Source organism: Neorhodopirellula pilleata, from assembly GCF_007859915.1.
Lineage (GTDB): Bacteria > Planctomycetota > Planctomycetia > Pirellulales > Pirellulaceae > Rhodopirellula > Rhodopirellula pilleata.
In genome coordinates, this window is the sequence record NZ_SJPM01000012.1 from 178812 (window position 1) to 204197 (window position 25386).

The following is a 25386-nucleotide window of genomic DNA, read 5'->3' on the forward strand; positions in this document are numbered from 1 at the left end:
CACGAGCATGACACACGAATTACCGAATTCGATCACCGTCGGAAACGATCGCGTTCGCTTCTCCGAGTCACAGATCGAACAGGACGCCGCGACGGCGATCGAATTGGCGGCCGATTTGTTGCGAGAAGCTCGCAAATTGCAAACGCCGCAGGAACGCCGTCAGCAATCCGAACTCGATCGGATGATCGGACACGATGCGGACAAGGCAACCCTCGTCGAGATGACCGACCAAGCGTTCCGAACCCACACGGCGGCCCGCGTCGCCGACCAGATGACTCACATACTCGATGTGCAAGGCATCCCGCGATTCTTCAGCCCGGTCGAACAGGCGATGCTGCGTGGATTTCAATCCTTCGGTGAGTATCTTCCCGGCGTGGCGGTGCCCCTAGTCAAAGAGAAAATGCGTCGTGAAACGGCCAACGTGATTCTGCCGGCCGAACCGGAACTGTTGGCCTCCCACCTGAGGAACCGGCAAAGTCACGGTGTGGCGATGAACGTGAATTTGCTCGGCGAAGCGTTGCTCGGCGATGCCGAAACTCGCAAACGCTTGCAATCGTTCTACGAACTGTTGAGGATGCCGGATGTTCGTTGCATTTCCGTTAAGCTAACAACGCTCTACAGTCACGTCTCGCCGCTCGCCCGCCGGCACACCATCGCGGTGGTCGCGGACCGATTGGAAACGTTGTACCGGATGGCCAATCATCAGGAATCCAATGACATCCGGCATGAAAGCAACGGCGATTCGAACGCCACGGGTCACCGCCACAAGTTCGTGTATCTGGATATGGAAGAATACAGCGACCTGTATTTGACGGCCGACGTATTGCGGGAAACACTCGACCGCGGTGACCTGCAATCGGTCGACGCGGGCATCGCCTTGCAGGCCTACGTGCCGGATTCCTGTTTGGTGATGCGAGAGCTTTTGGCGTGGTCGGCCGAACGCGTCGCCGGTGGCGGCAAACCGTTGACGATCCGTTTGGTCAAAGGTGCCAACTTGGAAATGGAACGGGTCCACGCTTCGGTCGGTGGGTGGCCGCAGGCCCCGTACCCGTCCAAGCACGAAACCGACGCGAACTTCAAACGGATGTTGCGTGAACTGATCGAAGCCGCCTCACAAGGCGTCGTCCGAGTCGGAGTGGCGTCACACAATTTGTTCGATGTCGCTTTGGCGATGATCTGGACACGACAACTTCAGTGTGAGTCGGCGGTTCAGTTTGAAATGCTCGAGGGCATGGCCAACCATCAACGCCGAGCGCTGACCGAGCGAGATTCACCGATGTTGCTGTACGCCCCGGCGTGCCGCAAGTCCGATTTCTTGCACGCGATCGGTTATTTGATCCGTCGACTCGATGAAAATACCGGACCGGAAAATTTCCTGCGTCATGCTTATCGTTTACAACCCGATACACCGGAATTTGATTTGCTCGCCGGTCGGTTCAAAGACGCATGTCGCGATGCCGGATCGGTTTCGATCCAGCCGCGTCGAACTCAAGATCGCCGGTTGACTCCGGTGCAACCACCGGTTGCCCGCCATTGGACCGAGTTTGTCAACGAACCGGACACCGATTGGTCCTTGCCCCACAACGCCGATTGGGCGCAAGCGACGCTGGATCGTTGGAAACCGATTTGCGGTGACCGAGCCACTGAAGTCGTTCCGGTGATCGCCGGCGTGCAGGTTGACGGGCCCTGGAAAACATCGCGGGACGTTTCTCGTCCCGGCATCGTGACGTGTCGCTACCGAACGGCTCCGCTTGAAGCGGTGCAAGCGGCCGTCGACGTAGCCAGCGGTTCGACGTGGGCTCGAGACCTGGATGTCGACGCTCGTCATGACATCTTGCGCCGGGTCGCGCAGCTCGGCCGTGAACGCCGCGGCGATTGGATCGCGAGCATGGTCGCCGGGGCGGGGAAAACGGTAGCCCAAGCCGACCCGGAAGTCAGCGAGGCGATCGACTTTTTGGAGTTCTATCCCTTGACCATGAAAGCTTGGGCGAACTTCCCCGGTATCACGTGCGAGCCTCGCGGAGTCGTGGCGGTGATCACGCCGTGGAACTTTCCCTTGGCGATCGCGTGCGGTGGCATCGCGGCGTCGATCTCGGCGGGCAACCCGGTGATCTTGAAACCGTCGATGCAAACCTTGTTGCCCGCCTTGATGTTGTGCCAGGCGTTCTGGGACGCGGGAGTTCCGCACGACGCCTTGCAGTTGATTCCGTGCGAAGACGAAGTCGCCGAGGCGATGTTGGTGAAGAACCCAGCAGTCGACACGGTGATCTTGACCGGTGGGACCTCGACCGCCAAACGCATGCTCGAAGTCCGTCCCGACTTGCATCTACTCGCCGAAACCGGTGGCAAGAACGCGACCATCGTGACGGCGATGGCCGACCGAGATTTGGCGATCAAGCATGTGTTGCATTCCGCGTTCGGCCACAGCGGCCAGAAATGCAGTGCGACGTCGTTGTTGTTGCTCGAAAAAGAAGTCTTTGACGATCTCGAGTTTCGCGAAACGTTCGCGGATGCCGTTCGCAGCTTGCCGGTCGGTTCAGCCTGGGACTTGCACACGCGGATCACGCCGCTGGTCGATCCACCGACCGATAAACTACGTCGTGGCCTGCAAGAACTCGAACGCGATGAGTCTTGGTTGGTGATGCCCGAACACGTCGACGGCAATCCGACGTTGTTCCGACCGGGGGTCAAATGGAATGTTCAACCGGGCAGTTTTACTCACGTGACGGAGTTGTTCGGGCCGGTGATCGGTGTGATGCGGTTTGGCCGTTTGGAAGAAGCGATCGAGATCGTTCGCTCGACCGGATACGGTTTGACCAGCGGTTTGGAAAGTTTAGACGAACGCGAGATCGCCTTGTGGCGAGAATCAATTCCGGCGGGAAATCTTTATATCAACCGACCGACGACCGGCGCGATCGTCTTGCGGCAACCCTTCGGCGGTGTCGGTTTGTCGGCTTACGGACCCGGCATCAAAGCGGGTGGGCCTCATTATGTGCTGGCGCTCTCGCGTGTGCGATCGAACGCTATCGGACCGGTGGACGCGACGTCGAGCGAGAATACGGCCGAAGGGGCATCGATCGAGCACGGCCCGTTGGACCGCTTCTCCGATTGGCTGCGACGCAATCGTTTCGCCGAGGGACAGCTTCAGGCCGACTTGCGAACGCGAATCGAGCAAGCTTTGCATTCTCAACGGCGCGCTAACGACTCGGACTTCGCTCAGGAACACGACACGTTTCGATTGACCGGCCAAGACATCATTCGTCGCTATCGCCCCGTCGACGGCATGGCGATCCGGATCGACGCTGCCGCCGATTTGGGTGACGCGATCATCGCCATCGCGGCATCGGTATGTGTCGGAACACCGATCACATTGTCGCTCTCACCGACCTTGCCCGCGGAACGATTGTCGATGTTGGAATCGGTCGCGGATTGGTTGCCCGGCTTGATCGATCCGCTCGAAGAAACCGACGAGGCCGTCGCCGAGAGAATCAAAAGCGGGGCGGTGACCCGTCTGCGATGTGTGTCGAAGCCAAGCACCCTCATTCGAAGAGCATGCGGCGAACGTTTCGTCACGATCATCGATGAACCGATCGTCGACGAAGGCCGCATTGAATGTCTGCGTTATTTGAACGAGCAGTCCATATCGCACGACTACCACCGTTACGGCAACCTCGGCCGGCGTCCCTTTGCCCAAAGCCGATGATCGTTCGCCACCTCCTATTGCCGAATGATCCGTTATAAAGTCTGGCACTCTGTAAAGTTTTGCACTTTAGCATCGCGTGAACATTAAGTGGTGGCGACTTTCAGTCGCCAAACCCTGAAACGTCGACTGAAAGTCGACGCCACGTTAAGAATCCATCACTTATTGTTCACGCGATGCTTAGCGACCATACACGTTGGTCGCGGGAACGAATGTCGGAAACAATCTCTCGCTTTGAAAGAACCCATGAAAATACATTGCGTGAATACCCATTGATGACGTTTGCCGCTTATATCGAGCCGTTCGCGAGTCATCCCGTGTTGCAACGACGAGTGCTGCATGTCTTGGAGTCGCTCCCCGATGAGGTACAGCGGGACTTTTTGGACGACCCTCGATTTCGAGTCGAGATCGACAACTATATTCCCGGCGTCGGCTGGTCGTTTTGGATGCCACCGCCCGGGGTCGATGGTCAGGGCAGTCGTTGCGTGATCTTGCGTTCCAAGCTTGCCGAAGCGAGCGAATCGTTTGCGCACTACGTGATCGCTCACGAGTTTGCGCACGCGTTCTTGCGAAACGGCGGTTGGGGCGAGATCACCGATATTGAACAGGCCGCCGACGCATTGGCGGCGTCTTGGGGCTTTGTTCATTACCCTAACCGTTGATTTACTCGTATTTATTGGGATTGCACTTGGCGTCATCCCGTTTGCGGTGTACTCTTGTGGGGTGAAAGGACGCCAAACGGATTGGCGGCTTCACCGAAGACAGGTCGATTGAAAACAGGAAACGCTTCTCATTGTTAAGCGTGAATCGACCGGCGAGACATATCTGAATCAAGGTTTCAGCTTCTCGTCCATGGTTGAGGGATGACAAACACGTTTGTTTCGCCTCACCACTGCTGCCAACCAAAAGGTCGTGTCGACCCTCCTGGAAAGCTGCTCGCTTCCTCACATTAGGAAGCACCTTGCTTCGAGACTCCTCTTGTTAGTCCGAAGTTTCCAGAAGTGGCAACGGCCACTCTCTTATTAGCTTTCTCACAATGTGATAGAAAATTTTGAACACGTTTGAATCGATGGATCTCTTTGCGCCCGTTAAGAAGGCGCTCGCTGATCAAGACTACACCACCCCCACCCCCATCCAAGCCCAGGCGATTCCGCCGGGGATCGCCGGGCAGGACATCCTCGGATGTGCCCAAACCGGAACCGGCAAGACGGCCGCGTTCGCGATCCCGATCTTGGATTTCCTCGGCCACGAAAAACCACGTGCCAACCCCAATCGCCCGACGACCTTGGTGCTCGCACCGACTCGTGAATTGGCGATCCAAATTGAAGAAAGTTTTCGCCGTTATGGCAAACACATGAAGTTCCGATCCGCCCTCGTTTACGGTGGCGTCGGTCAAGGCAACCAGGTCAACTCGTTGCGACAAGGCGTCGACGTTTTGATCGCCACCCCAGGCCGGTTGATCGACTTGATGGACCAAGGTCACGTCGATCTCCGCGACGTTCAAATCTTCGTTCTCGACGAAGCCGATCGGATGATGGACATGGGCTTCCTGCCCGCGCTGAACAAAATCATCGCTAAGCTGCCCGGACAACGACAATCGTTGTTCTTCTCGGCCACGTTGGCACCGAAGATCCGAGAGTTGGCCGAAAAGCTCCTGTTCAACCCCGTTTCGATCAACGTCACGCCCAAGAAAACCAGCGTGGAATTAATCGAACAGCGTTTGCGAATCGTTCGACGAGACAACAAGGTTTCGTCGCTCTCGAAGCTGTTGTCTAGCCAAGAGTGCGATCGCGCGATCGTCTTCACGCGAACGAAGCACGGTGCCAACGCGTTGGTCCGCAAGTTGGAACGCGATGGGATCAAAGCCGTCGCGATTCACGGCAATAAAACTCAAAACGCGCGTCAAAAGGCGCTGCTCGCGTTCCGCAACAATGACATCGGCGTGTTGGTCGCGACCGACGTGGCGGCCCGCGGCATCGACATCGACGGTGTTAGCCACGTGATCAACTTCGACATGCCCGTCGAACCGGAAAGCTACGTTCACCGCATCGGCCGGACCGGCCGCGCCGGAGCAGCCGGAATCGCGATCTCGTTCTGCACCGGCGACGAGCGAGACGAGTTGCGTGCGATCGAAAGTTTGATCGGCAAAAAGATCCCGGTCGAGAATCCCGAAGAAGCCTTCGAGGCCCCATCGGGTGCTCCGAAACAACGCGGCGGAGGCGGACGAAGCGGAGGCGGCGGCAATGGCGGCGGACGTGGTAGTAGTGGCCGCTCCAACGGCGGCGGACGCAGCTTCAATCACAGCAAAAAAACCGGCCGTCACGCTGCGGTGTGATCGGAAGCCGATTACGGATAACAAAAAAACCTCTGGTCCGATCGCGTTAGCGAATCGAACGAGAGGTTTTTTATTTGACCGTCACACAGAACGTGTGCTTCATCGAGATCGAATTTCAGGGTGAGCCGGACGCGATAGCGGGCTGTTGATTTAGTCCTCATCGAAACCCGAAGCGTGAGCGAGGGATCAGTCCAAATCAATGATCCCTCGCTTACGCAGTGGGTTACGAAAAAAGCGCAACTTCAAAAAGCGTGAGCGAGGGATACTCAAAAGAGAATTAATCGCGTTCAATCCCTCGCTGACCGGGCTGTTGGTTTAATCGTAACCCGAAGCGTGAGCGAGGGATTCAACGCAATTAAATTCTCTGGATGTATCCCTCGCTTACGCTTCGGGTTGCGATGCAAACTAAATCAACAGCCCGCTAGCTCCATCGGGTTGCTTCAGTAACCCGAATTTTTACTTTGGCAAACCACCAGGCTGGCAAACCACTAGACGAGGTTCTTGCGAACCGCCCAAACGGCCGCCTGGGTTCGGTCCGAAACACCGAGTTTGCGCAGGATATGCTGCACGTGCTCTTTGACGGTTTCATAGCTGATCCCGAGCATCTTGGCGATTTCTTTGTTGGTCAATCCCAACGCCATTTGACGCAGCACTTCGCTTTCTCGTTGAGTCAGCGGGACATCAATGTCCTGATTCATCCTTGGTGTGGCCAACGCACCGGTGACTCGGCGAAGTTCTTCGCGAGTCCAGGATTGCTCGCCGGCGAAGCACAGGTTCAACGCTTCGATCAAACGCTCCACTGGTGCCGACTTGAGTACGTATCCCGCCGCACCCAAAGCCACCGCACGGGCGACGTAGGTCGGGTTGTCGTATCCGGAGAACAACAGCACGGGGAGGTCGGGGTGATCTAATTTGATTCGGCCCAAAGTGTTCAAGCCGTCGCCACCTTCCATGCGAATATCCAACAGGATCGCATCGGGAACGGATTTTTCGACGAACGCGAGGGCTTCAGCGGCTTTGGTGGCTTCGCCAACCACTTCGATATCCGTGTCGCTGAGGGCAGCACGCGTGCCCAGTCTTGAAACGGCGTGGTCATCGACGATTAGTAGTCGTTTTGACATAAGTCTCTGCCTTTATATGGAGAAGAGAAGAGAGGGGGAGGGGATAGTGATCCACAGGTCAGCTACCTCGATATGGTATCAAGACGGCAACCAACGGTGGGGATTTTATTGTTCTTTCCCTAGGTACGCGAAACGTTCACGGCTTTTTGGGGGATTACCAATAATACACCCTTGGGGGCGGTTTGTTCGATCCGTCCAAAAGCGTTTTTTTTGGGGGGGGGGCGAAGAATCTTGCTGTTTTCCTGCCCAGAGCTTGAATATTTGTGAATCGATCGGTCGCAAGCGACGACTGTATGGCGTAAATTGGGGGTTTTTACGGAGTTTTGTTGATGGCGAAAGGATTGTTCACACAGGGCATGAGCGTGCTGCTGCGTCGCCCCATGCCCCTGGACGAGATCCATGAGCGACTGAAAAGTTTTGAATTGGTTGCCCGCCAGGAATCCGACGACGGGGACGCTCCCGAAACGCTGGTCTATGCTTTTCGTCCGGAAGTGGGCGGTCATTTGCTGGTCACGCCGACGTCGATTCCGTGGCCCGACGATATGGGCGATCCGGATGAATCGCCGGAACGATTCGTCGCTTGGTCGCTCGGTCAGTTCGGCCCGTTGGCGTTTCCCGGCGGGTTGGAACGCGCCGCCTCGCAGTCGTGGGGGTGGGAAGGGGCCCAAACGGCGGTCGAAGAACACACGGCACACATTCGGTTGTTGATTAGTTATGTGTTGGGCGCCGACGACGAAGACGACGACGACTTGCCGTTGGTACCCGACGATTACGATTCGATGTCGGAGTTGGATACGTTGACGCGCGCCGTGGCGGCGTTGCTCGAGTCGCCCGACGCACTTTGCTACTTCAATCCCGGTGGCGAAGTGCTTCGAGACGCGACCTTGCTTCGACAGGGGCTCAATCACGCTTGGTGCCACGAATTGCCGCCGCTGGACATGTGGACCAACGTTCGCATTTTTTCCGAAGACGAAAAATGGGTGGTGATGGACACCGTCGGCAACGGCCAGTTCGATTTGCCGGACATGGAAGCCGTTTGTCGACGCGAAGTCTATCCGCCGGGAGAGGTTGAGAATTTCTTGCGACACGCGACCTTGTACCTGCTCGCCGGAGATGAGGATGTTTGCACGGGAGACACCGCCGACGGACCGGGCGAGATCCTGTGGTCGGCCATTGAATGCGCTCAATCGCTTTCGGATCCACCACGGCCGACGATCCGTTGGATCCCAGGCGACAATCATCCGCCGCCGGAGCACTTGCTCGATCCCGGCGACGAAGAACTCGATGATGATTTACTTGATGATGACGAACATGACGACGAAGACTTTCTCGACGATCACCATGTTCAGGGTGATTCGGAACCGGAATATTCCGATGATTTCTTGGATGATTACGATGAGGACGACGACGACGATTCACCCGATTCAGCTCCTTTCTAGAATCGGACTTCAAACCGAATGATGGATCTTAGAGCCTATCCGAAAAGGGGTCTGACCCTTTGGAGGCGAGTCGATATTGATTGCGTTTCTGGTTTCGCCGGAGAGGGTCAGACCCCTTTTCGGATAGGCTCTTAGTTACCAATGTCCAAACGTTGCCGGACGTCCGCCGGCGGCCCGCCGGGATATAAGATGACCGACGTGTCCATCATCTGATTGGCGACATCAACATTGTTCGCGATGCACTGGGCGTTTTCGAACAGGGGAAAATCACTGAGCGTTTGATCGATCGGCGCGGTCGGTCCGCTCGGGGTGACTCGCCGGAAGGCAATTTCTCGATGGACCAAACCATGGGCAATCAAACGCCCTTGAGTCCTGGCCTGCACTGCGGACTGGCGAAAGTTCATGCGTCGATGTGACCTCACGATTGTCACCCCGGCCAAGGAAACCACCGCGATCGCGAGGATCGCTAGCACGATCGCAGATCCTTTTCGGTGACTCATGGTTGGGCTCGCATTTGAGGAGGAAAACAGACTGCCGTTTTCAAGTCAGCTTCCCGATCGTCAGGCCGCAGGCTGGCCGCCTCATCATCAGTCCTTTTAAGACGTAAACGAATTTCGACACCGCTCGGGGAGGTGTTGCCGGGAATCGGATTGAGTTGAATATCCACGAATGATCCAAGTACACAGGTCGTTTCGTTTCCCAGATCGTCCCTAAGGATCAAGTCCGATCCCACGCCGGTCTGCGAAGACTGTTTGACGAATTGGTATACGCGAGCGCCACTTTGAATCGTACGACCGTTGATCGAGGTAATGCCGCCGATCTGGTCCCACGTTTGAAAACGGTCAGCCAGTTCGCGAAGCGATTGACGCCCTTGAGCGACTGCCCCCGAGGTCATCCGGGCCGACGCGGCGACCCTCGCCGAATTTTGCATCAGACCGACGATCGAAGTGGCCATCGACGCGACGATCGCCACGCATGCCACCGTTTCAATGAGGCTCAGCCCTGATCTCCGGATCGACGAACAATGTGTGGTCGATGACGTCATGATGGGCGGCACCACTGGGTTTGAAGTGTTTGCTCGAGTTCGTCGGCGTCGAGGCGACCGTTCGCGTTGGCGTCTTGGTAGGCCACACAATGAATCGTCAAAAGATTGGCGATTTGAGGATCGCGAATCAATCGAGTTCGAGTTCGATACTGTTTGGAATGATTGTCCGTCACCGGTCGATCGCCTGGAGAGCTCGCAAGGTCGAACACGCCTACGTCACACAGTTCGATCATCTGCATCTGAATCGCGCGTTCAGCCTCGAACAGCAAGGCCTCTTTAACGGTCATGTCGGAAACCAGCGATGTTGACTTGCCCATCAATTGCATGGCGGGAATCAAGACCAGCGACAACACGGCCGCGCCGACGGCAACATCGATCAGCGATGCTCCCTTTCGTTGAGTTGTCCACTGTCTCATGGCGAACCTCCGTCTCATGGCGAACCTCCCAGCAGAATGTTGCCGGTCACTGACTCGACTCGGATCGAGTACGATTCGCCACCGTTGGACAGGCTCCAGTTGGCATCCTGCGTGCTCGTCCCGTCGGATTGGAAAACAATCTCGTTGGTGTCGGCGTTCAATCGAGTCGTCGACGCTAACCAGATCGGATCGACCATCCATTCACTCGGGTTCGTTGACACGAGTCCGAAATGGCTTGCATTGGACGCGTCGACCGCGCCGGAATACGGACTCGGCTGAGCGAGCAACTCGACAACGACGCAGCGTTGACCCGACGAGGGATGCGTTCGCCTCGCGGTTCGAATGTGGATGTCACAACCACACGTGATGGCGGTCTCGCGAGCAAGACGAACGCAGCGGAGCACTTCGTCGGTGTCTTGCTTTAAATCGGTGCGAGTGTGAAAAGCACCGCTAACACCCATGATCGACAGCGACCCGGTCAGGATCAGAAGCACCATGAATACTTCCAATAAAGAAGTGCCCTGGCGTTTGCGGAGATCAATGAGCACGTAACGAACTCCGAGAGAAAAGACTGCCGATCGGTGATAAACAGGCCGGAGAGGCGCGAAAGCCCTCAGCCTTGTCATTTGTCGCGATTGGTTCCAATCCTTAGAGGGAACCAATTACTCGTCACGAACTACGGCGTAGTCGGTTCGCTGAAACGACCGTCGGCCCGGTTGTACGGATAGGTTCGCAACTTTCGCAGGCGTGTTTGTTCCGCTGGCGTTTGGTTGGAGATGTAACCTGCGTTGACCAATGTGTTCACGTTGGCCGGAAAGCGACCGTTTTCGAGATAGTAGGTTTGCGACATCGCGTTGAGCGACGCGACATCCTGGATCGCAAGCTTCGCTTCACTCTTTGCCCGCATCGGGGCAACGGTGGCAACGGTGGCGGCCGCGACAACCGCCAAGATGACCACGGCGGCGATGACTTCCAACAGCGAGAAGCCGTTCTTCTTTGTTTGATTTCGTTTCATGATAGGAGCTTCGACTCGATTGGGCAAAACGTGATAGCAAGGAAACTGTCGACATGACACGATGGCGACATGGGCGGTCGACATCGACAACCCGACGAAGCAAACCTAGGTCAGAAAATCCCCCCAGACCGAGAAATTTTTTCAAGAAGTTGGCTCAGGCACGCTAGATCACGCCTTCGGTCAACGATGCAGAGCGGTCGCGACCAAACATTCGTTACAACCGGCCTCAAGATACGTCGCCACGTCGGCGGCACTGCGACAACCGCCTCCCGAAATCAATCGCCAGGACGGGAATCTCTGGTGCAACTGCTGGCAACAATCAATCGCCGCAGGCCCTGAAGCCGTTCCGACTGCGGAAACGTCCAGCACCAACGCCGCTTCGACGCCAGCCTCGCGTCCCGACTCGACCCACTGGTCCAGGGTCCGCTGGGTGATGGTCCGCTGGGTGACGGTCCGCTGGGTGACGGTCCGCTGGTCGATCGGGTCCGCCGACGGGTCGTTTTTTTTCGATCCCGCGAAACCAGTCGTTCCGACGTTGAGTTTTCCCTGTCGAAGATCGATCCCCAAAACCATCGATGCCGGATCGATGGTTTTAGCGAGAGAGGAGACCGTTTGATCGCTTAACGAGGATTCGCTGGCGACGACCCACGAGATCGAACCGCAAGATCTTCGGTTGAGATCGAGCAGCCAAGCCAGATCATCCGCGTCGACGTTTTCGTTTAAGCCGACATCGAGAATCCATTGCTCGCCCGGTCGCCGGTGATGAGCATGACTATCCGCGATGAGGTCTTCGAGACGACGGGTTTGGACGGCACCCCCGGACAACGCATCCAAGTCCGCGACGTAGAACCGATGGATCCCTCGTTGGCGATAGTGATTGATCAAACCGATGGCATCGCCGTCGATTGTTCGTGAGGAGCTTCCGCTCGCGAAGCGAGATAGCTCGACCGGTCGATAGAGATGACGTTGGCCTGCGATTCCATGCACGGCGACATGGTTCTTGAGATCGATCACCCCGACGATTCGATCTGCAACGGATTTCCAGTCCACGCCGATTTAGCTCGGCAGGGTGTAAATGGACTCCACTTTGACGATCGCGTAATCGTCGGGGAACGTATGGATCGCTTGAATGAGCATTGATCGGCGGCGGGTTTCGATATTGACATAGCTCACCGCGCCGAGAGCCATCCGTCCGCTCGAGCTGAACTGATGCAACAACCCTTCGGTCGGGCCTTTGCCGAGCTGCTGGCCGACCATCCAGAACATTTCTGCCCCGACCCGTTCCAATTGGAAATGGCTTCGATACTCCAAACCGCTTTGACACGTCGCCTCTTCGGTGCGGCTTCCCTTGAGCGATTGGTGGATTAAACATCGCCGCGTCGGTAACGGCTGACTCGCACTGGTGGCCACTTCGCACAATGTCGCCTTGCCGGAATTGAACGTGACCACGTGGCCGCAGTTCGTGATGTCGATCTTGGCGCTGTACTGATCTCGCTCGATCTTACGCGATTGGTGAACCAGGATCAGTTCAGGATGAATCGGGCGGCTGAATAAATGAAAAGCAAGTTCAGCGACTTTTGGGCGAACCGAAATCACGTCGATGAATCCAAACAAGTGGAATGAAAAGGAAGCAACCGGAACTCACCACAGTGACACGCCGGGTCGTCAATTATACGCTTGGTGACGGGGAAGTCTAAAGAGCGTTTACGCGGTAGGCGACGAAGAATATCCTTTCTCTTGTTCTGGTTCGAATTCATCTTGACACGCCCCTCTCTTTTGATTGCGTTTTCGCCATGCTGCTGGTCATCGATAACTACGATTCGTTTACCTATAACCTCGTTCAACGCTTGGGCGAAATCGATTCCTCCGTTGACGTCAAAGTGATCCGAAACGATGACGCCACGTTGGACCAGATACGCGAGATGGCGCCGGCCCGCCTGCTCGTATCGCCCGGCCCTTGCACGCCTAACGAAGCGGGGGTGAGTGTCGAGTGCGTGAAGCATTTCGCCGGCAAGATCCCCGTGCTGGGCGTTTGCTTGGGACATCAATCGATCGGTCAGGCCTACGGAGGTACGATCGTTCGCGCCCCGCAACTCATGCACGGCAAAACGGATGAAATCCATCACGACAACGGCGGACTGTTCGCGGAGTTGTCCAATCCCTTTGTCGCGACTCGCTACCACTCGTTGGTGATCGATCCGCCGACACTTCCGAAAGAATTGGTGGTCACCGCATGGACCGACACCGGTGGCGTCCGGCAGATCATGGGGGTCCGCCATCGTGAGTTTCCACTCGAAGGATGGCAGTTCCACCCGGAAAGCTTCTTAACCCAACCGGGCGTAGAATTGTTGACCCGGTTCCTCAACTGGGGCTCGTAACAACCCGACGGTCCGGAATCACATCATAAAAAAAGCCACTTCCGAGACAGGAAGTGGCTTTTTTCGTTAAAGAGCGGCTGATGGGATTCGAACCCACGACAATCACGTTGGCAACGTGATGCTCTGCCAACTGAGCTACAGCCGCATGTCAGGTTGGTTGCGTCAGAGTATAAAGTCGTTCGTCGAAGTGACAAGACCGTCTTGGCATCTTTTTCGCATCTTCGAATCCAGGTTTTCCCGATTTAGCCCCACTTTGGGGTTCTGCGGGAGGGGCGTCTTGCCATTTCGCGCTCCAAAACACTACACTTCCGAGTTGATCCCCTTCCGTGGTGCTCCTCGATTTTCGTCGGGACGCCCTCCTCTGGCCAGAAGTAAGAACACAGGATGTCCACGTCCGTCGAAAACGAACTCACCGCCGGCGATACGCCGCCTGAAAAAGCCGCGTTGCAACTGCAAGTCACCGTGGAAAAACCGCACTCCTGCTTGCGAGAAGTGATCGTTTCGATCCCTCGCGGCGAGGTCGACCGGTACCTCAAGGAAGCGTTCGACGAACTGGTCACGGACGCTCAAGTTCCCGGATTCCGCGCGGGTCGTGCCCCGCGAAAATTGGTCGAAAAACAATTCAAAGAACGCATCCACGAACGGGTCAAAGGTTCGTTGTTGATGGACAGTCTTTCTCAAGTCACTGAGGAAGCGGAGTTCTCGGCCATCGGCGAACCAGATTTTGATTACGAATCGATCGAATTGCCCGACGAAGGTGAATTCAAGTATCAGTTCAAAATCGAAGTTCGCCCTGAATTCCAAACGCCGAGTTGGCGAGGTCTGTCGTTGACCAAACCCGTCGAAACGATCGAGGAATCGGACGTCGACGTGGCGATGCAACGTGTTCTGGGACGCTACGCGACACTCGAGGCGAGCGACGCTCCTGCGGAGCTCGGCGATAAGCTACTGGTCACCTGCGTCTTTAAAGACGGCGACAAAAAGTTGTCAGAGATGGACGAGGAACGCGTCACGTTAGCCAATCGCTTGAGCTTGTCCGACGGCGTTTGCGAAAACTTCGGCGAGCTAATGAGCGGATGCAGCGAAGGCGACACGATCACCGGCAAGGTCAAACTCAGTGCCGGACATGCCAACGAGGAATTACAAGGTAAAGAAGTCGATGCGACTTTCACCGTCGTCGAAGTCCTCAAGCAAGAGCTTCCCAAGCTGACTCCGGAATTTCTTGACGAACTCGGCGAATTCGAATCCGAGCAGGAACTCCGCGACTTCGTGCGAATCTCCCTGGAGCGTCAGGTCAACTTCCGCACCGAACAGGCATTGCGAACCGAGATCGTCGGTCAGCTCTTGGCGTCGGCTGAATTCGATCTGCCACCGACTTTGGTTCGACGTCAAACCCGACGCGAACTTGATCGTAAGGTGATCGAGTTCCGTCGTAGCGGATTCGACGAAGACACGATCCGACGATTCGTTAACGCCAACCGCCAAAACTTGCAGGCCGGCACCGAGGCTTCACTACGTGAGCACTTCATCCTCGAACAAATCGCCGAAGACGAAAAGATCGATGCGTTGCCAGAAGAATACGAAGCCGAAATCGCTTTGATCGCCGAGCAAAGTGATGAATCACCGCGTCGCATCCGCGCCCGGTTCGAAAAAACCGGTCAAATGGATGGGCTACGCAATCAAATCGTCGAGCGTAAAGTGATCGATTCGATTGTTGCCGCCGCCAACGTTACCGAAGAACCGGTGACGAAAAAAGCGGAATCCAAGGACGAGGAATTCGCGATCTATCACGAAGTCATCACGACCCGTGATCACGATGCGATTCCAGAAGCCAAGTATGACGACAACACCCCCAAGGGTGCCGGGTCGGAACCGGAAATCGAAAAAGAGAAAGACTGATTCTTTCTTTCGAAACAATGTTGAGACCAGAAACGCGGCGAGGCAACTCGCCGCGTTTTTTTGTGTACCGAGTGCTTCTCCGAGATTGAATCTTGGGGTAGCGAAATTCGTTTCGCTGCTCCCTTACCCTGGCACGACTCGCCGCAGTCGTGCTGGCTTGGCCCGTTGAGACAAAATCGGTATGGCGTTTGCCACGTCCTTCCCGATGGTCGATACGAACGCCCCATTCAAAGTGAGAGACAAGCCAACTAACCATTCATCACGGGGTACCGTATCTTCGCGAGCAAGGCCGAGGCAGCATCGTCATCATGTCATCGATCAACGGCACTCGCACATTCACCAACGAAGGCGCGAGCGCCTACGCCAGCAGCAAGGCCGGACAACTCGCGTTCGGGAAAATGCTTGCGATGGAACTCGCCCCCAGCAAAATTCGCGTTAATGTGATTTGCCCCGGCGGCATCCATTCGAACATTCACGAAAAGACCGAGCGGGAGAATCTCGACAAGATTGAAACCCCCACGGAGTATCCCGAGGGGCCGATCCCGCTGACACAGGGCGAGATGGGTGATCCCGAGGATGTTGCCGCTATGGCGGTGTTCCTGCTCAGTGATTTGGCCTCGCACATTACCGGTACACCGGTCTGGATCGACGGGGCCCAATCATTGCTGCAGTAAGCGGGAATTTCACCGAACAAACCTAAAGGCATGCCTGGTTCGTCGGCAATGTCGCGAATCCACTTGATTGCGGGCCTAGCGTAAGAGTCACTGCTAACGTTTAAACGCAGAGTTCGCCAAGGCGCAGAGGGCCGCAGAACTAAAGCCCGACGAGCTCATCGACGTCACCGAGCTCTGCGATCCTCTGCGTCTCAGCGGGCTCTGCGTTGGAAGAAATCGCTGATTGGCGCTACCTAGAGGCGGCCCTTGACCATGCATTTCGAGCTCGAGCGACGATTATCGCAACCTCAAAACTCACCGGCCTATTGACTTAATCGTAACCCGACGCCAAACGGCGTGTTGATTTAGTGAGCCGACGGCGCTAGCCGCGGGCTTTACTGCAAATAAGCCACCATTCGGAACCCGTGGCTAGCGGGCTGTTGATTTAGTCCTCATCGAAACCCGAAGCGTGAGCGAGGGATACATACAAAGGACTTAATGGTGATGAATCCCTCGCTGACGCTTCGGGTTACGATTAAATCAACAGCCCGCTAGCGCCATCGGCTCACAAAAACTGACGAACGCACTAAATCAACACGCCGCAGAGCGAGGGATTAGTCAATATTAGTTATTCCTGGTTCACACGTCGGGCTTCTATGAGAACAAAATCGATAGCCCGTCAAGCTTCCGGTTACCTTCGACCAACATGCCGTTGATCGTTGTGCTTGTTTCAACCTCACTCAAAATAGGCTCAAATACGACGCCATCTGACATCGGATGCTCCCAAAGATCCGTCACTGTTCGAGTCCATTACCTAAGCATTTGCATCTCCAACTTAATGAACAGCCAAGCGTTCTCGGTACACCTGATTCGGCACGCCGAAAGTGAGAACAACGCACGTCCCGTTCACGAGCGAGTATGTGACCCTCGGATCACTCAGCGCGGTCACTTGCAGACTCAGTATCTTGCCGATTGGATGAAAACCTTGCGATTGGAATTGCTGATCACGAGCCCCTTTCAGCGAACCTTGCAAACCGCTCAAGGAATCCTGCGAGCACGAGGACGACGCACGGAAGTCTGGCACGACATTTTTGAATCCGGCGGTTGTTATCACGGTCACCATGAATCCAATTTTGCAGGGGCACCGGGGCTGAATCGCGATCAAATCGTTCAATTCTTCGGCACGCCCTCGGTCGCCGATTCATCGGATGATTGGTTGGTCATCGATTCACAAATCGGCGTCGACGGATGGTGGGGCGGGCGACCAAGGGAGGCTCTCGAGCAAACCCGAGAACGCGCGATCCAAGTCAACGAACGCTTGATCCGAACGTTTGCCGGGACGGGCGGTTCGGTCGCCTTGGTCGTGCACGCCGACTTCAAGCGTGAACTATTGCAACTCATGCTCAGCGACATTCTTGACCTCGATGCCGTTGGGCCGATTGCCAACACGTCGGTCACCGAACTCCAATACAGTGGCTCACCTGATCACGGCCGATGGCGATTGGGTTATCTCAATAGTGTCACCCATCTGCCCCCAAGGCTGATCACCGGTCGAGAGTGGTAGTTACCGTCTCCGGCTAAGGCTGGGCAATTGATCGCCCGCCGATGTCTTGCCGATCAAGCCCGAGACCATCTTCTGAACGGAATCACCCTCACGGATGGAGGGTGATTGCCGAAAATGAATTTCGCACGTGCATGAACGCATAGGCTGGTGTGACCAGCCTATCGTGGCAGTGACTGCTTACTTGGCCTGTTTCAGTGCCGCTTGGGCGGCGGCGAGACGGGCGATCGGCACTCGGAACGGGCTGCAGGAAACATAGTCCAGTCCGGTGCTGTTGCAGAATCCGATCGATGATGGGTCACCGCCGTGCTCGCCACAGATGCCGATCTTTAACTTGCTCTTGACGCTGCGTCCTTTCGTGACACCCATTTCAACGAGTTGTCCCACGCCAGCTTGGTCGAGCGATTGAAACGGATCGACCGGAACAATTTTGTGCTCGATGTAATCCGGCAAGAACCCACCGACATCGTCACGGCTATAGCCGAACGTCATTTGAGTCAAGTCGTTCGTGCCGAAGCTGAAGAAGTCGGCGTACTCGGCGACTTCGTTGGCCGTCAAGCACGCACGTGGGATCTCGATCATCGTGCCGATCAAGATCTTGAGTTCACCTTCGTGCTTCTTGGCGGCCTTGGTCACTTCGATCGTTTCTTCCACTTTGGCTCGCAGGATGCGTAGCTCGGCGGCGGTTCCGACTAATGGGATCATGATCTCTGGCTGAGCATCAATGTTCTTCTTGGCGCAAATAATGGCTGCTTCGACGATCGCTTGAACTTGCATTTCCAAGATTTCCGGATACGTCACGCTGAGGCGGCATCCCCGGTGACCGAGCATCGGGTTGGACTCGTGCAACGCTTCGCTGCGTTTTTTGATGTCGGCGGGTTTAACGCCAAGTTCCGTCGCCATGTCTTTTTGAGCTGCGGCTTCGTGCGGCAAGAATTCGTGCAGCGGTGGGTCTAACAGACGGATGGTCACGGGCAAGCCCGCCATCGCTTTGAAGATGCCCTCGAAGTCCTTGCGCTGGAACGGAAGCAGCTTCTTTAGCGCCGCACGACGATCGGTTTCATCGTCGGCGAGGATCATCGAACGCATGTGAATGATCCGATCGGCTTCAAAGAACATGTGCTCGGTGCGGCACAGCCCGATGCCTTCGGCACCGAACTCGCGGGCTCGCTTGGCGTCGGCGGGCGAATCGGCGTTGGTGCGAATCTTCATCGTGCGATACTTGTCGGCCCACTCCATCAGCTTGGCGAAATCGCCTGAGAGCTTGGGTTCTTGAGTTTCGACTTCGCCCGCCATCACCTCGCCGGTCGTGCCGTCGAGGCTGATGGTATCTTTGTTGGTAAACTTGCGACCATTGACAGTGATCGTCTTGGCCTTTTCATTGATTTCGACATCGCTAGCGCCCGCGACGCAGCACTTTCCCCAACCTCGGGCGACCACGGCGGCGTGACTGGTTGCCCCGCCGGTGCTGGTCAAAATCCCGACGGCGGCGGACATGCCTTCGACGTCTTCAGGGCTGGTTTCGCGACGGACCAAAATCACGTCTTCACCAGCTTCGAATCGCTCACGAGCTTCGACGGCCGTAAAGACCAGCTTGCCCACCGCAGCACCGGGAGACGCATTCAAGCCGCGGCACAGCACATCGGCGGCGTTGCGGGCGGTCGGTTTGAACGACGGCAACAAGCAATGCGTCAGGTCCGAAGCGGGCACACGCAAGACGGCTTCTTTTTCGGTGATCAAACCTTCCTTGACCATGTCACAGGCGATCTTCACAGCGGCGATACCGTTGCGTTTACCCGTTCGGGTTTGCAACATGTACAACTTGCCCTTTTCGATGGTGAACTCGATGTCTTGCATTTCTTTGTAATGCGTTTCGAGTTTGTCCTTGATTTCCATCAACTCTTTGTGGGCCGCTTTGTCCCACTTGCCCATCTCGGCGACCGGCTGCGGAGTGCGGATCCCGGCGACAACGTCTTCACCTTGGGCGTTGATCAAGAACTCGCCGTAGAACTTGTTTAGTCCGGTGTTCGGGTCGCGAGTGAATCCGACACCGGTTCCCGAATCGTCACCCATGTTGCCATACACCATCGCTTGCACATTGACGGCGGTACCGATCAGGTTGGCGATTTCGGTGTTGCCCTTGGCGGCTTCGATTCGGCGATACGAGATCGCGCGGTCGGCGTGCCAGGATCCGAAAACGGACTCGATGGCCAGTTGCAATTGCTTGATCGGATCCTGCGGGAAGTCTTCGCCGGCCGACTTCTTGTAGACATCTTTATAGGCTTCGCAGAGTTCCTTGAGTCCTTCGGCGGGGACTTCGGTATCCTCGGTGACTTTGTATTTTTTCTTGATCTTGTCGAAAGCTTCCTCGAAGCTGTGGTGGGACAAGCCCATCACGACGTCGCCGTACATGTTGATCAGGCGGCGGTAGGCGTCGTAGGCGAAACGTTCGTTCTTGGTCGCTTTGGCGAGACCTTCGGTGGCCGCGTCATTGAGCCCCAGGTTGAGGATCGTGTTCATCATGCCGGGCATCGAGACCGCAGCCCCGGAACGAACGCTAACGAGCAGCGGGTTATCGTTGTCGCCGAACTTCTTGCCGAGTTCTTGTTCGAGTTGGGCGATCGCGTCGTGGCACTCTTCCATCAAGCCCTTTGGTAATTGCTTGCCGTGCTTGTAGTAGTCGCCACAGACTTCCGTGGTGATGGTGAACCCGGGAGGAACCGGCAGACCGATCGACGTCATTTCGGCGAGGTTCACGCCTTTACCGCCTAGCAGCGTCTTGGCCAGTCCTTTGCCTTCGGTCTTGGATTTGCCGAAGTAATAGACCATCTTGTCGGGTTTAGCAGCTGCTTTGGTTGATTTCGCAGCTCGGGTGGACTTCACAGCTTTCGTAGACTTAGCCATCGTCGAAATTTGTCCCTGTGGGGGTGAGTTGGATCGGGTGTTCAATGGGATAACGCCAATTGCCGCAAAGCCTATTTGCCGACGCCATTTCGGTCAATCAGACAGACGCCCAATCCGGCGCAGAATACCCGCTTTTTCCAACATTTCAGCCGTCTTCGTCGGTCGCGTACTGCTGAAGCTCTTCGAGGTTGGCGAATTCCAACGCCGAAATATGCGTTGCGGCAAGATGGACCTTGGGCGCTTTGCCGGCATCATAGGCTTCCTTCCATCGGGCCGCGCATAAGCACCAACGATCGCCAGGATGCAGCCCCGGGAACTCATACATGGGGACCGGGGTGCTCAAGTCGTTGCCCCGGTCGCGGCTGAACTCGAGGAATTCAGCCGTCATTTCGGCGCACACGACGTGCAGACCGACGTCCTGGCCGCCGGTGTTGCAACAACCATCGCGATAGAACCCGGTCATCGGATCGGTGCTGCAGACTTGAAGTTCAGTACCGAGGACGTTTTTGGCTTTGGATGCGGGCATGGTGGGTAATCGAGAGAATCGCGCACGAGGTAGTGGTACGTCAAATTGAAAAAATCAGGGCTGGTGACTGTGGCCGGTCATTCCTCGAGCGACACCCAGGCTCCGAATTCCGCATCGCTGCGTCGCAGCGCGTCGAGGACTCGCTGCGTCTTGAGTGCCACGTCGGCCGCATGAATGCTGCCTGGGGCGATGTGATGGGAGTTTTGCAACACGTCGACGGCGAAGTTGCGGATCATGCGGACTTCTTGTGAATCCGGCTCGCCGCTGGCATGCTCTTTGACCGCGTGCGAGGTGGAGTGACGACCGAAGTTCCAACGGCAATTATGAATTTGTAGGTCGTGCGTGTTGGTTTGCCATTTGACTTCGGCGTCGACAAACGGCAGTACAAAGTCGTCGATCGTGATGTACCCTCGGTCGCCCGAGAGGGTAGCGGTTTGTTGATTGACGCAGTGGAACGAACAGAAAAATCCAGCCGACAAATCACCTTCGAAACGCAGTTCGCCCTGGAATTCGCTCGGCACGCGACCCTCATCCAGGGTTCGGATCGAACGACCGGCGACGGCGATCGGCATTTGAAATCCTGATGCCCACAAACTCATGCGGATGCAATACCAACCCAAATCTCCCAGGCAGCCGTGCGGTTCCAATTCCGCGCTGGCGCGGATGTTGGATTGATCGAAGGAGTCATCACCGCAAAACGAAAAATGCGTTTGGATGCGACGCAGCGTCCCGAACCGATCGGGATCCTTGAGCGAGCGACGCAGTTCCGGCAACCGCGCCGAGTGATCGAACATCACGCCGTCCATGAAACCCACGCCCGCCTCGCGACACGCTTGGATCATTTCTTCGGCGTCATCACCGTGAACGGCGACCGGCTTTTCGCACAACACGTGTTTGCCAGCTTTGGCGGCGGCGATCACCCACTTTTTGCGAAGCGATGTCGGCAGCGCGATATACACCGCATCGATGTCATCTCGGTCGATTAGCTCTTGATAATCACCGATCGCAAGAGGACGTGTTAGCGTGGGGTGCTCGTCCTCCTGTTCGATGACCGGCGGGCATTCGAGCGAACAGTCATGGATGAACGCTTCGGCCCGACTGACATCGCGACTGGCCACAGCCGCAACGACACTGTTGCCGCTCATTCGAACGGCTTTCCAGTTCTTGCGGGCGATCGCGGCGGCACCGATAAAGCCCCAACGGCAGATTTTTTTTGTCATGGATTCGTGTTGGATCCGGAGAAGGAAAGGTTGATCTGTTCTTGCAATTGGTTCGCCTGCTCGATCGCTTGGTCGATCGGCAAACCTGCTTTGATGCCCGGTCGCTTGTGCCCGGCGGCGGCGACGTAGGCATCGCGGAGCAAACGCATTTTCTGTTGAAACAATTTCAGCCTCTTTTCATCCGCGACGCTTGGAATTGAATCGGACGAGCCGACACCATGGCTTCGCAGCCATTCGACGACGCAGTCGGCGATCACCTCGTGACCTTCCAGACTTGGATGGACGGCGTCTGTTTGAAACGTGAAGCTCGGATCGTCCTCGCGGCGTGCCTGGAGTTGCTTGCTAAAACAAGTGTGCAGGTCGATCACCGGCTGTCCTTGTTTGTTTAATGACATTAACCACTCGCTGTACGCGGTTAGGGTGTCATCGTATTGCCAGTACTCGAAGCTCCCTTTGGCTTTTGCGATTTGGTTGTCAAACACAACCGGAGTCATCAGGACCAAGGGGACACCACGCTGAGTTAGTTCATCTCGGAGCCGTGTAATGCCGTCACGATAGGCTTGCATTCGATCCGCGGAAACTGGCTGGTAAATACCGCAGTTCATTCCATAGCACGCGAAAACAAAACTTGGCTTGGTCGTGTCAAGAACTCGCACCAAACGCTCCATCAGATCGGGGCGAGGGAATTTTCCGCCGGCGTGCCCCTCTTCGCTCAACCCGGAAACCGTTTCACTGGGCAATCCCACGTTGATGACCATCGGCGCAGGCGATCCGCAAGCATGCGATTGCAGATAAGCATCAATCAAAGCGACATAATCGCCCTGGAAGGTAATGCTGTCACCCAAAAAGACGACTCGCTCGGAGGAACAGATTTGTTCAGCCAGAGTGCGCGATTGAGCGGGCGGCTGAGTGGGCGACTGAGCAGCGACCGGATGCGGGGCGAACCAAACGAAGATCAGGCCAAAGCAGACAGAACGCAGTCGAAACTCCCAGCGATACGGTTGGAACATGGGACGGTGCCAAGCATTGCAGGTTGAAGAAATCATCAAATGGTATCGTTTAAGTTGCGTTTCTCGGGCAGCGCCGAGTCGGTTTCGACTGGATCGATCGCATCGGTGGTTTGATCGGTATCGCTGCCGACGGTTTCATTAAGCCCTGGCGTCGCGGCGAGGCTTTCGGTGCGTTCAATCACGACCATGCACATGTCGTCGAACTGGTCAGCTTTGCCGATATGTTTGAAAACATCTTCGACGATTCGTTGCTTGACCAACGTCGCGGCGACTTCTCCGGTACCCGGCATCGCGATCGTATGCCGAATGATGTCGCGCAGCGGCTCAGTGCCCCATTCTTCGTCGTCGGCGTCCATCGCTTCGTTGACACCGTCGGTGTAGAGCACCGCGACATCGCCTTCGAGGAACTCGCACATGGTGACCTGGTATTCCATCCCTTCGTCAATCGCGATCGGCAAGCCCGACTCTTCTTCACCGGGTTCGACGATGGTGCCGTCGGCCGCCCGACGAATGATCGGTGCCATGTGACCGGCATTGACGATCGAGACGAAATTGGAATTGGGGTCGATCACAACCAGCAGATAAGTCACGAATCGTTCGACGCCGAGCCGGCTCATCGAATCGTTGAGCCGTTCGATGGCTTTGGCGAGATCGGGCTCGCTTGCCAAGCAGAACCGGGTTTCGGCGGCTAACTTGGCCATGTACATCGCCGCCGCGACGCCGTGACCGACTACGTCGGCGACAACCACGCCGACGCGGCCGTCGGGCAACTCGACGTAGTCAAAGTAGTCCCCACCGATGTGATTGGCGGCTTGGTAGAAACTTTCCAACCGGAAGCTCGGGACCTCCGGAGGCACCGACGGCAGGAACGCTTGCTGGACTTCGGTCGCCAATTTCAAGTCGACTTCGACTTCCTTTTGACGCAGTGATTGCTCGTGCAATCTCGCATTGTTGATCACGACGCTGGCTTGGGCCGCAACGCCGGTCAACAAGTCGATGTCCTCATCACGAAACTGGCCGCGGCCTTGAGTCGAGTCGATCTGCAAGGCCCCGATCGCTTTGCCGTCGCCGTCATGCAGCGGCGCGCACATCATCGATCGGATCGAAAAGTCGGCGATCGACTCACTGCTATCGAAACGGCTGTCGTCCATTGCGTCGAGCGACAGGATCGTCTCGCCGGTTTCCATCGTCTTGCGAATGATCGTGCGGCTGATGCGGACGGTCTCGGTCTCGTCCAGCTTGTTGCGAGTCTTGACCCATCGCGGGATCAAGGCGCCCTCGGAACTTTCCATCACCACGAAACCGCGGTCGGCCGAGGGGAAGACTTCGAACAAGCTACCGAGCACCTTGGGTAGCACTTCGTCGATCGAGATCGCGCCGGTCAGGTTGCGGTTGATCGCAAGCAATGCCGCCAGCTTGGCTTCCGGCGTGGCGGTCATTTTCAGCCCGTCGTCGCTGCTGCGAAATTCCACCTTGGACAGCCCGCTGGCGCTCGAGTCGGTCTCGTCGACCATCTGGATCCCGAAATTGGAACCGTCAAAAGTCATCGCGCTGGTGCCGCGCGCAAACTCGGGGACTTGGTCGTCGTGGAAAACCAGTTCCACTTCGCTGATCCGGATGCGGTCACCTTGGGAAAGAACATGAGGACGGGATAGTAGCTGGCCGTTGAGGAACGTACCGTTGCGGCTGCCAAGGTCTTCGATCGTCCAGTCCTTAGCCGCCCGGACGAGTTTCGCGTGGTAGCGGCTGACCGCACCGGCATCGACAACAATGTCGCATTCGGGGTGCCGACCGATCCGCATCTCATCCCGATCCAATTCGAATTGATCCGAAGGGGTGCCGTTGATCGAAGTAGTCACATGTGCCATCGCAAATCCCAGTCCGAATCGAAATGATTTGAAGCGAGCATTCTAGCACGTTGGCAATCAAATGCACCGGGCGAACATTCGCGGAACTGCCGCAGGTCCCGCCGTAGCGAAAATTGCCAAGAGTTTCGGTAAGGACGCGTTCGGAAATAACTTCCTGATTCCCTAACCCGACGCGTGACGGTCTGTTGATTGAATCGTTTAACGGCAAGCCGCAGGCGACAGAGTTTGAAAACGCAGGCGCCTGCGGCTTGCCGTTAAACGAAAACGCCCAAACGTGCACTCAATCAACACGCCGG

Annotated in this window: 21 protein-coding genes and 1 tRNA gene; 8 read left to right on the forward strand and 14 right to left on the reverse strand. The window is 56.4% G+C overall.

Annotated features, from left to right (window positions below; genetic code table 11):
- Positions 1–7 precede the first annotated feature (7 nt).
- From Pla100_RS23110 to Pla100_RS23120, 3 genes are all read left to right on the forward strand, one after another.
- The gene (locus Pla100_RS23110) at positions 8–3703 is read left to right on the forward strand and encodes a bifunctional proline dehydrogenase/L-glutamate gamma-semialdehyde dehydrogenase (RefSeq protein ID WP_146580611.1); all 3696 of its coding nucleotides are present in this window, start codon (positions 8–10) and stop codon (positions 3701–3703) included.
- 272 nt (positions 3704–3975) lie between these two features.
- Positions 3976–4362, forward strand: coding sequence for a M48 family metalloprotease (locus tag Pla100_RS23115; protein ID WP_146580709.1), 387 nt, complete (start codon positions 3976–3978; stop codon positions 4360–4362).
- 389 nt (positions 4363–4751) lie between these two features.
- The gene (locus Pla100_RS23120; protein ID WP_197168173.1) at positions 4752–6035 is read left to right on the forward strand and encodes a DEAD/DEAH box helicase; all 1284 of its coding nucleotides are present in this window, start codon (positions 4752–4754) and stop codon (positions 6033–6035) included.
- A 488-nt stretch (positions 6036–6523) separates the two neighbouring features.
- Here the strand turns inward: Pla100_RS23120 and Pla100_RS23125 are convergent, their stop codons facing one another.
- The gene (locus Pla100_RS23125) at positions 6524–7156 is read right to left on the reverse strand and encodes a response regulator (protein WP_146580613.1); all 633 of its coding nucleotides are present in this window, start codon (positions 7154–7156) and stop codon (positions 6524–6526) included.
- Positions 7157–7485: 329 nt separating this feature from the next.
- On the opposite strand from Pla100_RS23125, the gene Pla100_RS23130 reads away from it, so the two are divergent.
- A complete protein-coding gene (locus Pla100_RS23130) occupies positions 7486–8595 on the forward strand; it encodes a DUF4261 domain-containing protein (protein ID WP_146580615.1) in 1110 nt (369 codons plus the stop codon).
- Positions 8596–8726: 131 nt separating this feature from the next.
- On the opposite strand, the gene Pla100_RS23135 is transcribed toward Pla100_RS23130, so the two are convergent.
- The 7 genes from Pla100_RS23135 to Pla100_RS23165 form a co-directional block, all read right to left on the reverse strand.
- Complete coding sequence (locus tag Pla100_RS23135; protein WP_146580617.1) at positions 8727–9095, reverse strand: hypothetical protein; 369 nt, start codon at positions 9093–9095, stop codon at positions 8727–8729.
- Positions 9092–9640, reverse strand: coding sequence for a hypothetical protein (locus Pla100_RS23140; protein WP_231603425.1), 549 nt, complete (start codon positions 9638–9640; stop codon positions 9092–9094). The genes Pla100_RS23135 and Pla100_RS23140 overlap by 4 nt, the downstream gene beginning before the upstream one ends.
- A complete protein-coding gene (locus Pla100_RS23145) occupies positions 9637–10056 on the reverse strand; it encodes a hypothetical protein (RefSeq protein WP_231603427.1) in 420 nt (139 codons plus the stop codon). Before Pla100_RS23145 ends, Pla100_RS23140 begins: the two co-directional genes overlap by 4 nt.
- Positions 10057–10070: 14 nt before the next feature.
- A complete protein-coding gene (locus Pla100_RS23150; RefSeq protein WP_146580619.1) occupies positions 10071–10553 on the reverse strand; it encodes a GspH/FimT family pseudopilin in 483 nt (160 codons plus the stop codon).
- A 179-nt stretch (positions 10554–10732) separates the two neighbouring features.
- Complete coding sequence (locus tag Pla100_RS23155) at positions 10733–11071, reverse strand: prepilin-type N-terminal cleavage/methylation domain-containing protein (protein WP_146580620.1); 339 nt, start codon at positions 11069–11071, stop codon at positions 10733–10735.
- 180 nt (positions 11072–11251) lie between these two features.
- Entirely contained in the window at positions 11252–12121 is an 870-nt protein-coding gene (locus Pla100_RS23160; protein WP_197168174.1) for a HisA/HisF-related TIM barrel protein, read from the reverse strand.
- Positions 12122–12127: 6 nt separating this feature from the next.
- Entirely contained in the window at positions 12128–12667 is a 540-nt protein-coding gene (locus Pla100_RS23165; RefSeq protein ID WP_197168175.1) for a DUF2617 family protein, read from the reverse strand.
- A gap of 197 nt (positions 12668–12864) precedes the next feature.
- Here Pla100_RS23165 and Pla100_RS23170 point away from each other — a divergent pair, with 197 nt between their 5' ends.
- On the forward strand, positions 12865–13449 hold the full coding sequence (locus Pla100_RS23170) for an anthranilate synthase component II (RefSeq protein WP_146580626.1): 585 nt from the start codon (positions 12865–12867) through the stop codon (positions 13447–13449).
- A 72-nt stretch (positions 13450–13521) separates the two neighbouring features.
- Here the strand turns inward: Pla100_RS23170 and Pla100_RS23175 are convergent.
- Positions 13522–13594 (reverse strand) — tRNA-Gly (locus tag Pla100_RS23175).
- A gap of 239 nt (positions 13595–13833) precedes the next feature.
- Here Pla100_RS23175 and tig point away from each other — a divergent pair.
- The 3 genes from tig (at position 13834) to Pla100_RS23190 (ending at position 17565) form a co-directional block, all read left to right on the forward strand.
- Positions 13834–15348: a trigger factor gene (gene tig / locus Pla100_RS23180; protein WP_146580628.1), complete on the forward strand. Its 1515-nt coding sequence runs from the start codon at positions 13834–13836 to the stop codon at positions 15346–15348.
- 254 nt (positions 15349–15602) lie between these two features.
- Positions 15603–16022 (forward strand): SDR family oxidoreductase, encoded by a 420-nt coding sequence (locus Pla100_RS23185; protein ID WP_261344818.1) that lies wholly within the window; start codon positions 15603–15605, stop codon positions 16020–16022.
- An 817-nt stretch (positions 16023–16839) separates the two neighbouring features.
- Positions 16840–17565 carry a histidine phosphatase family protein gene (locus Pla100_RS23190; protein ID WP_146580631.1) on the forward strand — a complete coding sequence of 242 codons (726 nt, stop codon included), beginning with the start codon at positions 16840–16842 and terminating at the stop codon, positions 17563–17565.
- Between the two features lie 177 nt (positions 17566–17742).
- Here the strand turns inward: Pla100_RS23190 and ppdK are convergent, their stop codons facing one another.
- From ppdK to Pla100_RS23215, 5 genes are all read right to left on the reverse strand, one after another.
- Positions 17743–20391, reverse strand: a complete 2649-nt coding sequence (gene ppdK, locus Pla100_RS23195) for a pyruvate, phosphate dikinase (protein WP_197168178.1) — start codon at positions 20389–20391, stop codon at positions 17743–17745.
- 220 nt (positions 20392–20611) lie between these two features.
- On the reverse strand, positions 20612–20992 hold the full coding sequence (locus Pla100_RS23200) for a DUF2237 family protein (protein ID WP_146580635.1): 381 nt from the start codon (positions 20990–20992) through the stop codon (positions 20612–20614).
- A gap of 77 nt (positions 20993–21069) precedes the next feature.
- Positions 21070–22212 carry a Gfo/Idh/MocA family protein gene (locus tag Pla100_RS23205; protein ID WP_146580637.1) on the reverse strand — a complete coding sequence of 381 codons (1143 nt, stop codon included), beginning with the start codon at positions 22210–22212 and terminating at the stop codon, positions 21070–21072.
- Complete coding sequence (locus tag Pla100_RS23210; RefSeq protein ID WP_146580639.1) at positions 22209–23258, reverse strand: SGNH/GDSL hydrolase family protein; 1050 nt, start codon at positions 23256–23258, stop codon at positions 22209–22211. The genes Pla100_RS23205 and Pla100_RS23210 overlap by 4 nt, the downstream gene beginning before the upstream one ends.
- Positions 23258–25090, reverse strand: coding sequence for a SpoIIE family protein phosphatase (locus Pla100_RS23215; RefSeq protein WP_146580641.1), 1833 nt, complete (start codon positions 25088–25090; stop codon positions 23258–23260). Before Pla100_RS23215 ends, Pla100_RS23210 begins: the two co-directional genes overlap by 1 nt.
- Between the last annotated feature and the right edge of the window lie 296 nt (positions 25091–25386).

What these genes read in the sequence shown, in the direction of transcription:
- Pla100_RS23210 (WP_146580639.1), bottom strand. Translation starts at nt 23,258, where the DNA reads ATGATTTCTTCAACCTGCAATGCTTGGCACCGTCCCATGTTCCAACCG.
- Pla100_RS23170 (WP_146580626.1), top strand. Translation starts at nt 12,865, where the DNA reads ATGCTGCTGGTCATCGATAACTACGATTCGTTTACCTATAACCTCGTT.
- Pla100_RS23125 (WP_146580613.1), bottom strand. Translation starts at nt 7,156, where the DNA reads ATGTCAAAACGACTACTAATCGTCGATGACCACGCCGTTTCAAGACTG.
- Pla100_RS23150 (WP_146580619.1), bottom strand. Translation starts at nt 10,553, where the DNA reads ATGGTGCTTCTGATCCTGACCGGGTCGCTGTCGATCATGGGTGTTAGC.
- Pla100_RS23135 (WP_146580617.1), bottom strand. Translation starts at nt 9,095, where the DNA reads ATGAGTCACCGAAAAGGATCTGCGATCGTGCTAGCGATCCTCGCGATC.
- Pla100_RS23205 (WP_146580637.1), bottom strand. Translation starts at nt 22,212, where the DNA reads ATGACAAAAAAAATCTGCCGTTGGGGCTTTATCGGTGCCGCCGCGATC.
- Pla100_RS23145 (WP_231603427.1), bottom strand. Translation starts at nt 10,056, where the DNA reads ATGAGACAGTGGACAACTCAACGAAAGGGAGCATCGCTGATCGATGTT.
- ppdK (WP_197168178.1), bottom strand. Translation starts at nt 20,391, where the DNA reads ATGGTCTATTACTTCGGCAAATCCAAGACCGAAGGCAAAGGACTGGCC.
- Pla100_RS23215 (WP_146580641.1), bottom strand. Translation starts at nt 25,090, where the DNA reads ATGGCACATGTGACTACTTCGATCAACGGCACCCCTTCGGATCAATTC.
- Pla100_RS23140 (WP_231603425.1), bottom strand. Translation starts at nt 9,640, where the DNA reads ATGACGTCATCGACCACACATTGTTCGTCGATCCGGAGATCAGGGCTG.
- Pla100_RS23200 (WP_146580635.1), bottom strand. Translation starts at nt 20,992, where the DNA reads ATGCCCGCATCCAAAGCCAAAAACGTCCTCGGTACTGAACTTCAAGTC.
- Pla100_RS23115 (WP_146580709.1), top strand. Translation starts at nt 3,976, where the DNA reads ATGACGTTTGCCGCTTATATCGAGCCGTTCGCGAGTCATCCCGTGTTG.
- tig (WP_146580628.1), top strand. Translation starts at nt 13,834, where the DNA reads ATGTCCACGTCCGTCGAAAACGAACTCACCGCCGGCGATACGCCGCCT.
- Pla100_RS23130 (WP_146580615.1), top strand. Translation starts at nt 7,486, where the DNA reads ATGGCGAAAGGATTGTTCACACAGGGCATGAGCGTGCTGCTGCGTCGC.
- Pla100_RS23110 (WP_146580611.1), top strand. Translation starts at nt 8, where the DNA reads ATGACACACGAATTACCGAATTCGATCACCGTCGGAAACGATCGCGTT.
- Pla100_RS23190 (WP_146580631.1), top strand. Translation starts at nt 16,840, where the DNA reads ATGAACAGCCAAGCGTTCTCGGTACACCTGATTCGGCACGCCGAAAGT.
- Pla100_RS23155 (WP_146580620.1), bottom strand. Translation starts at nt 11,071, where the DNA reads ATGAAACGAAATCAAACAAAGAAGAACGGCTTCTCGCTGTTGGAAGTC.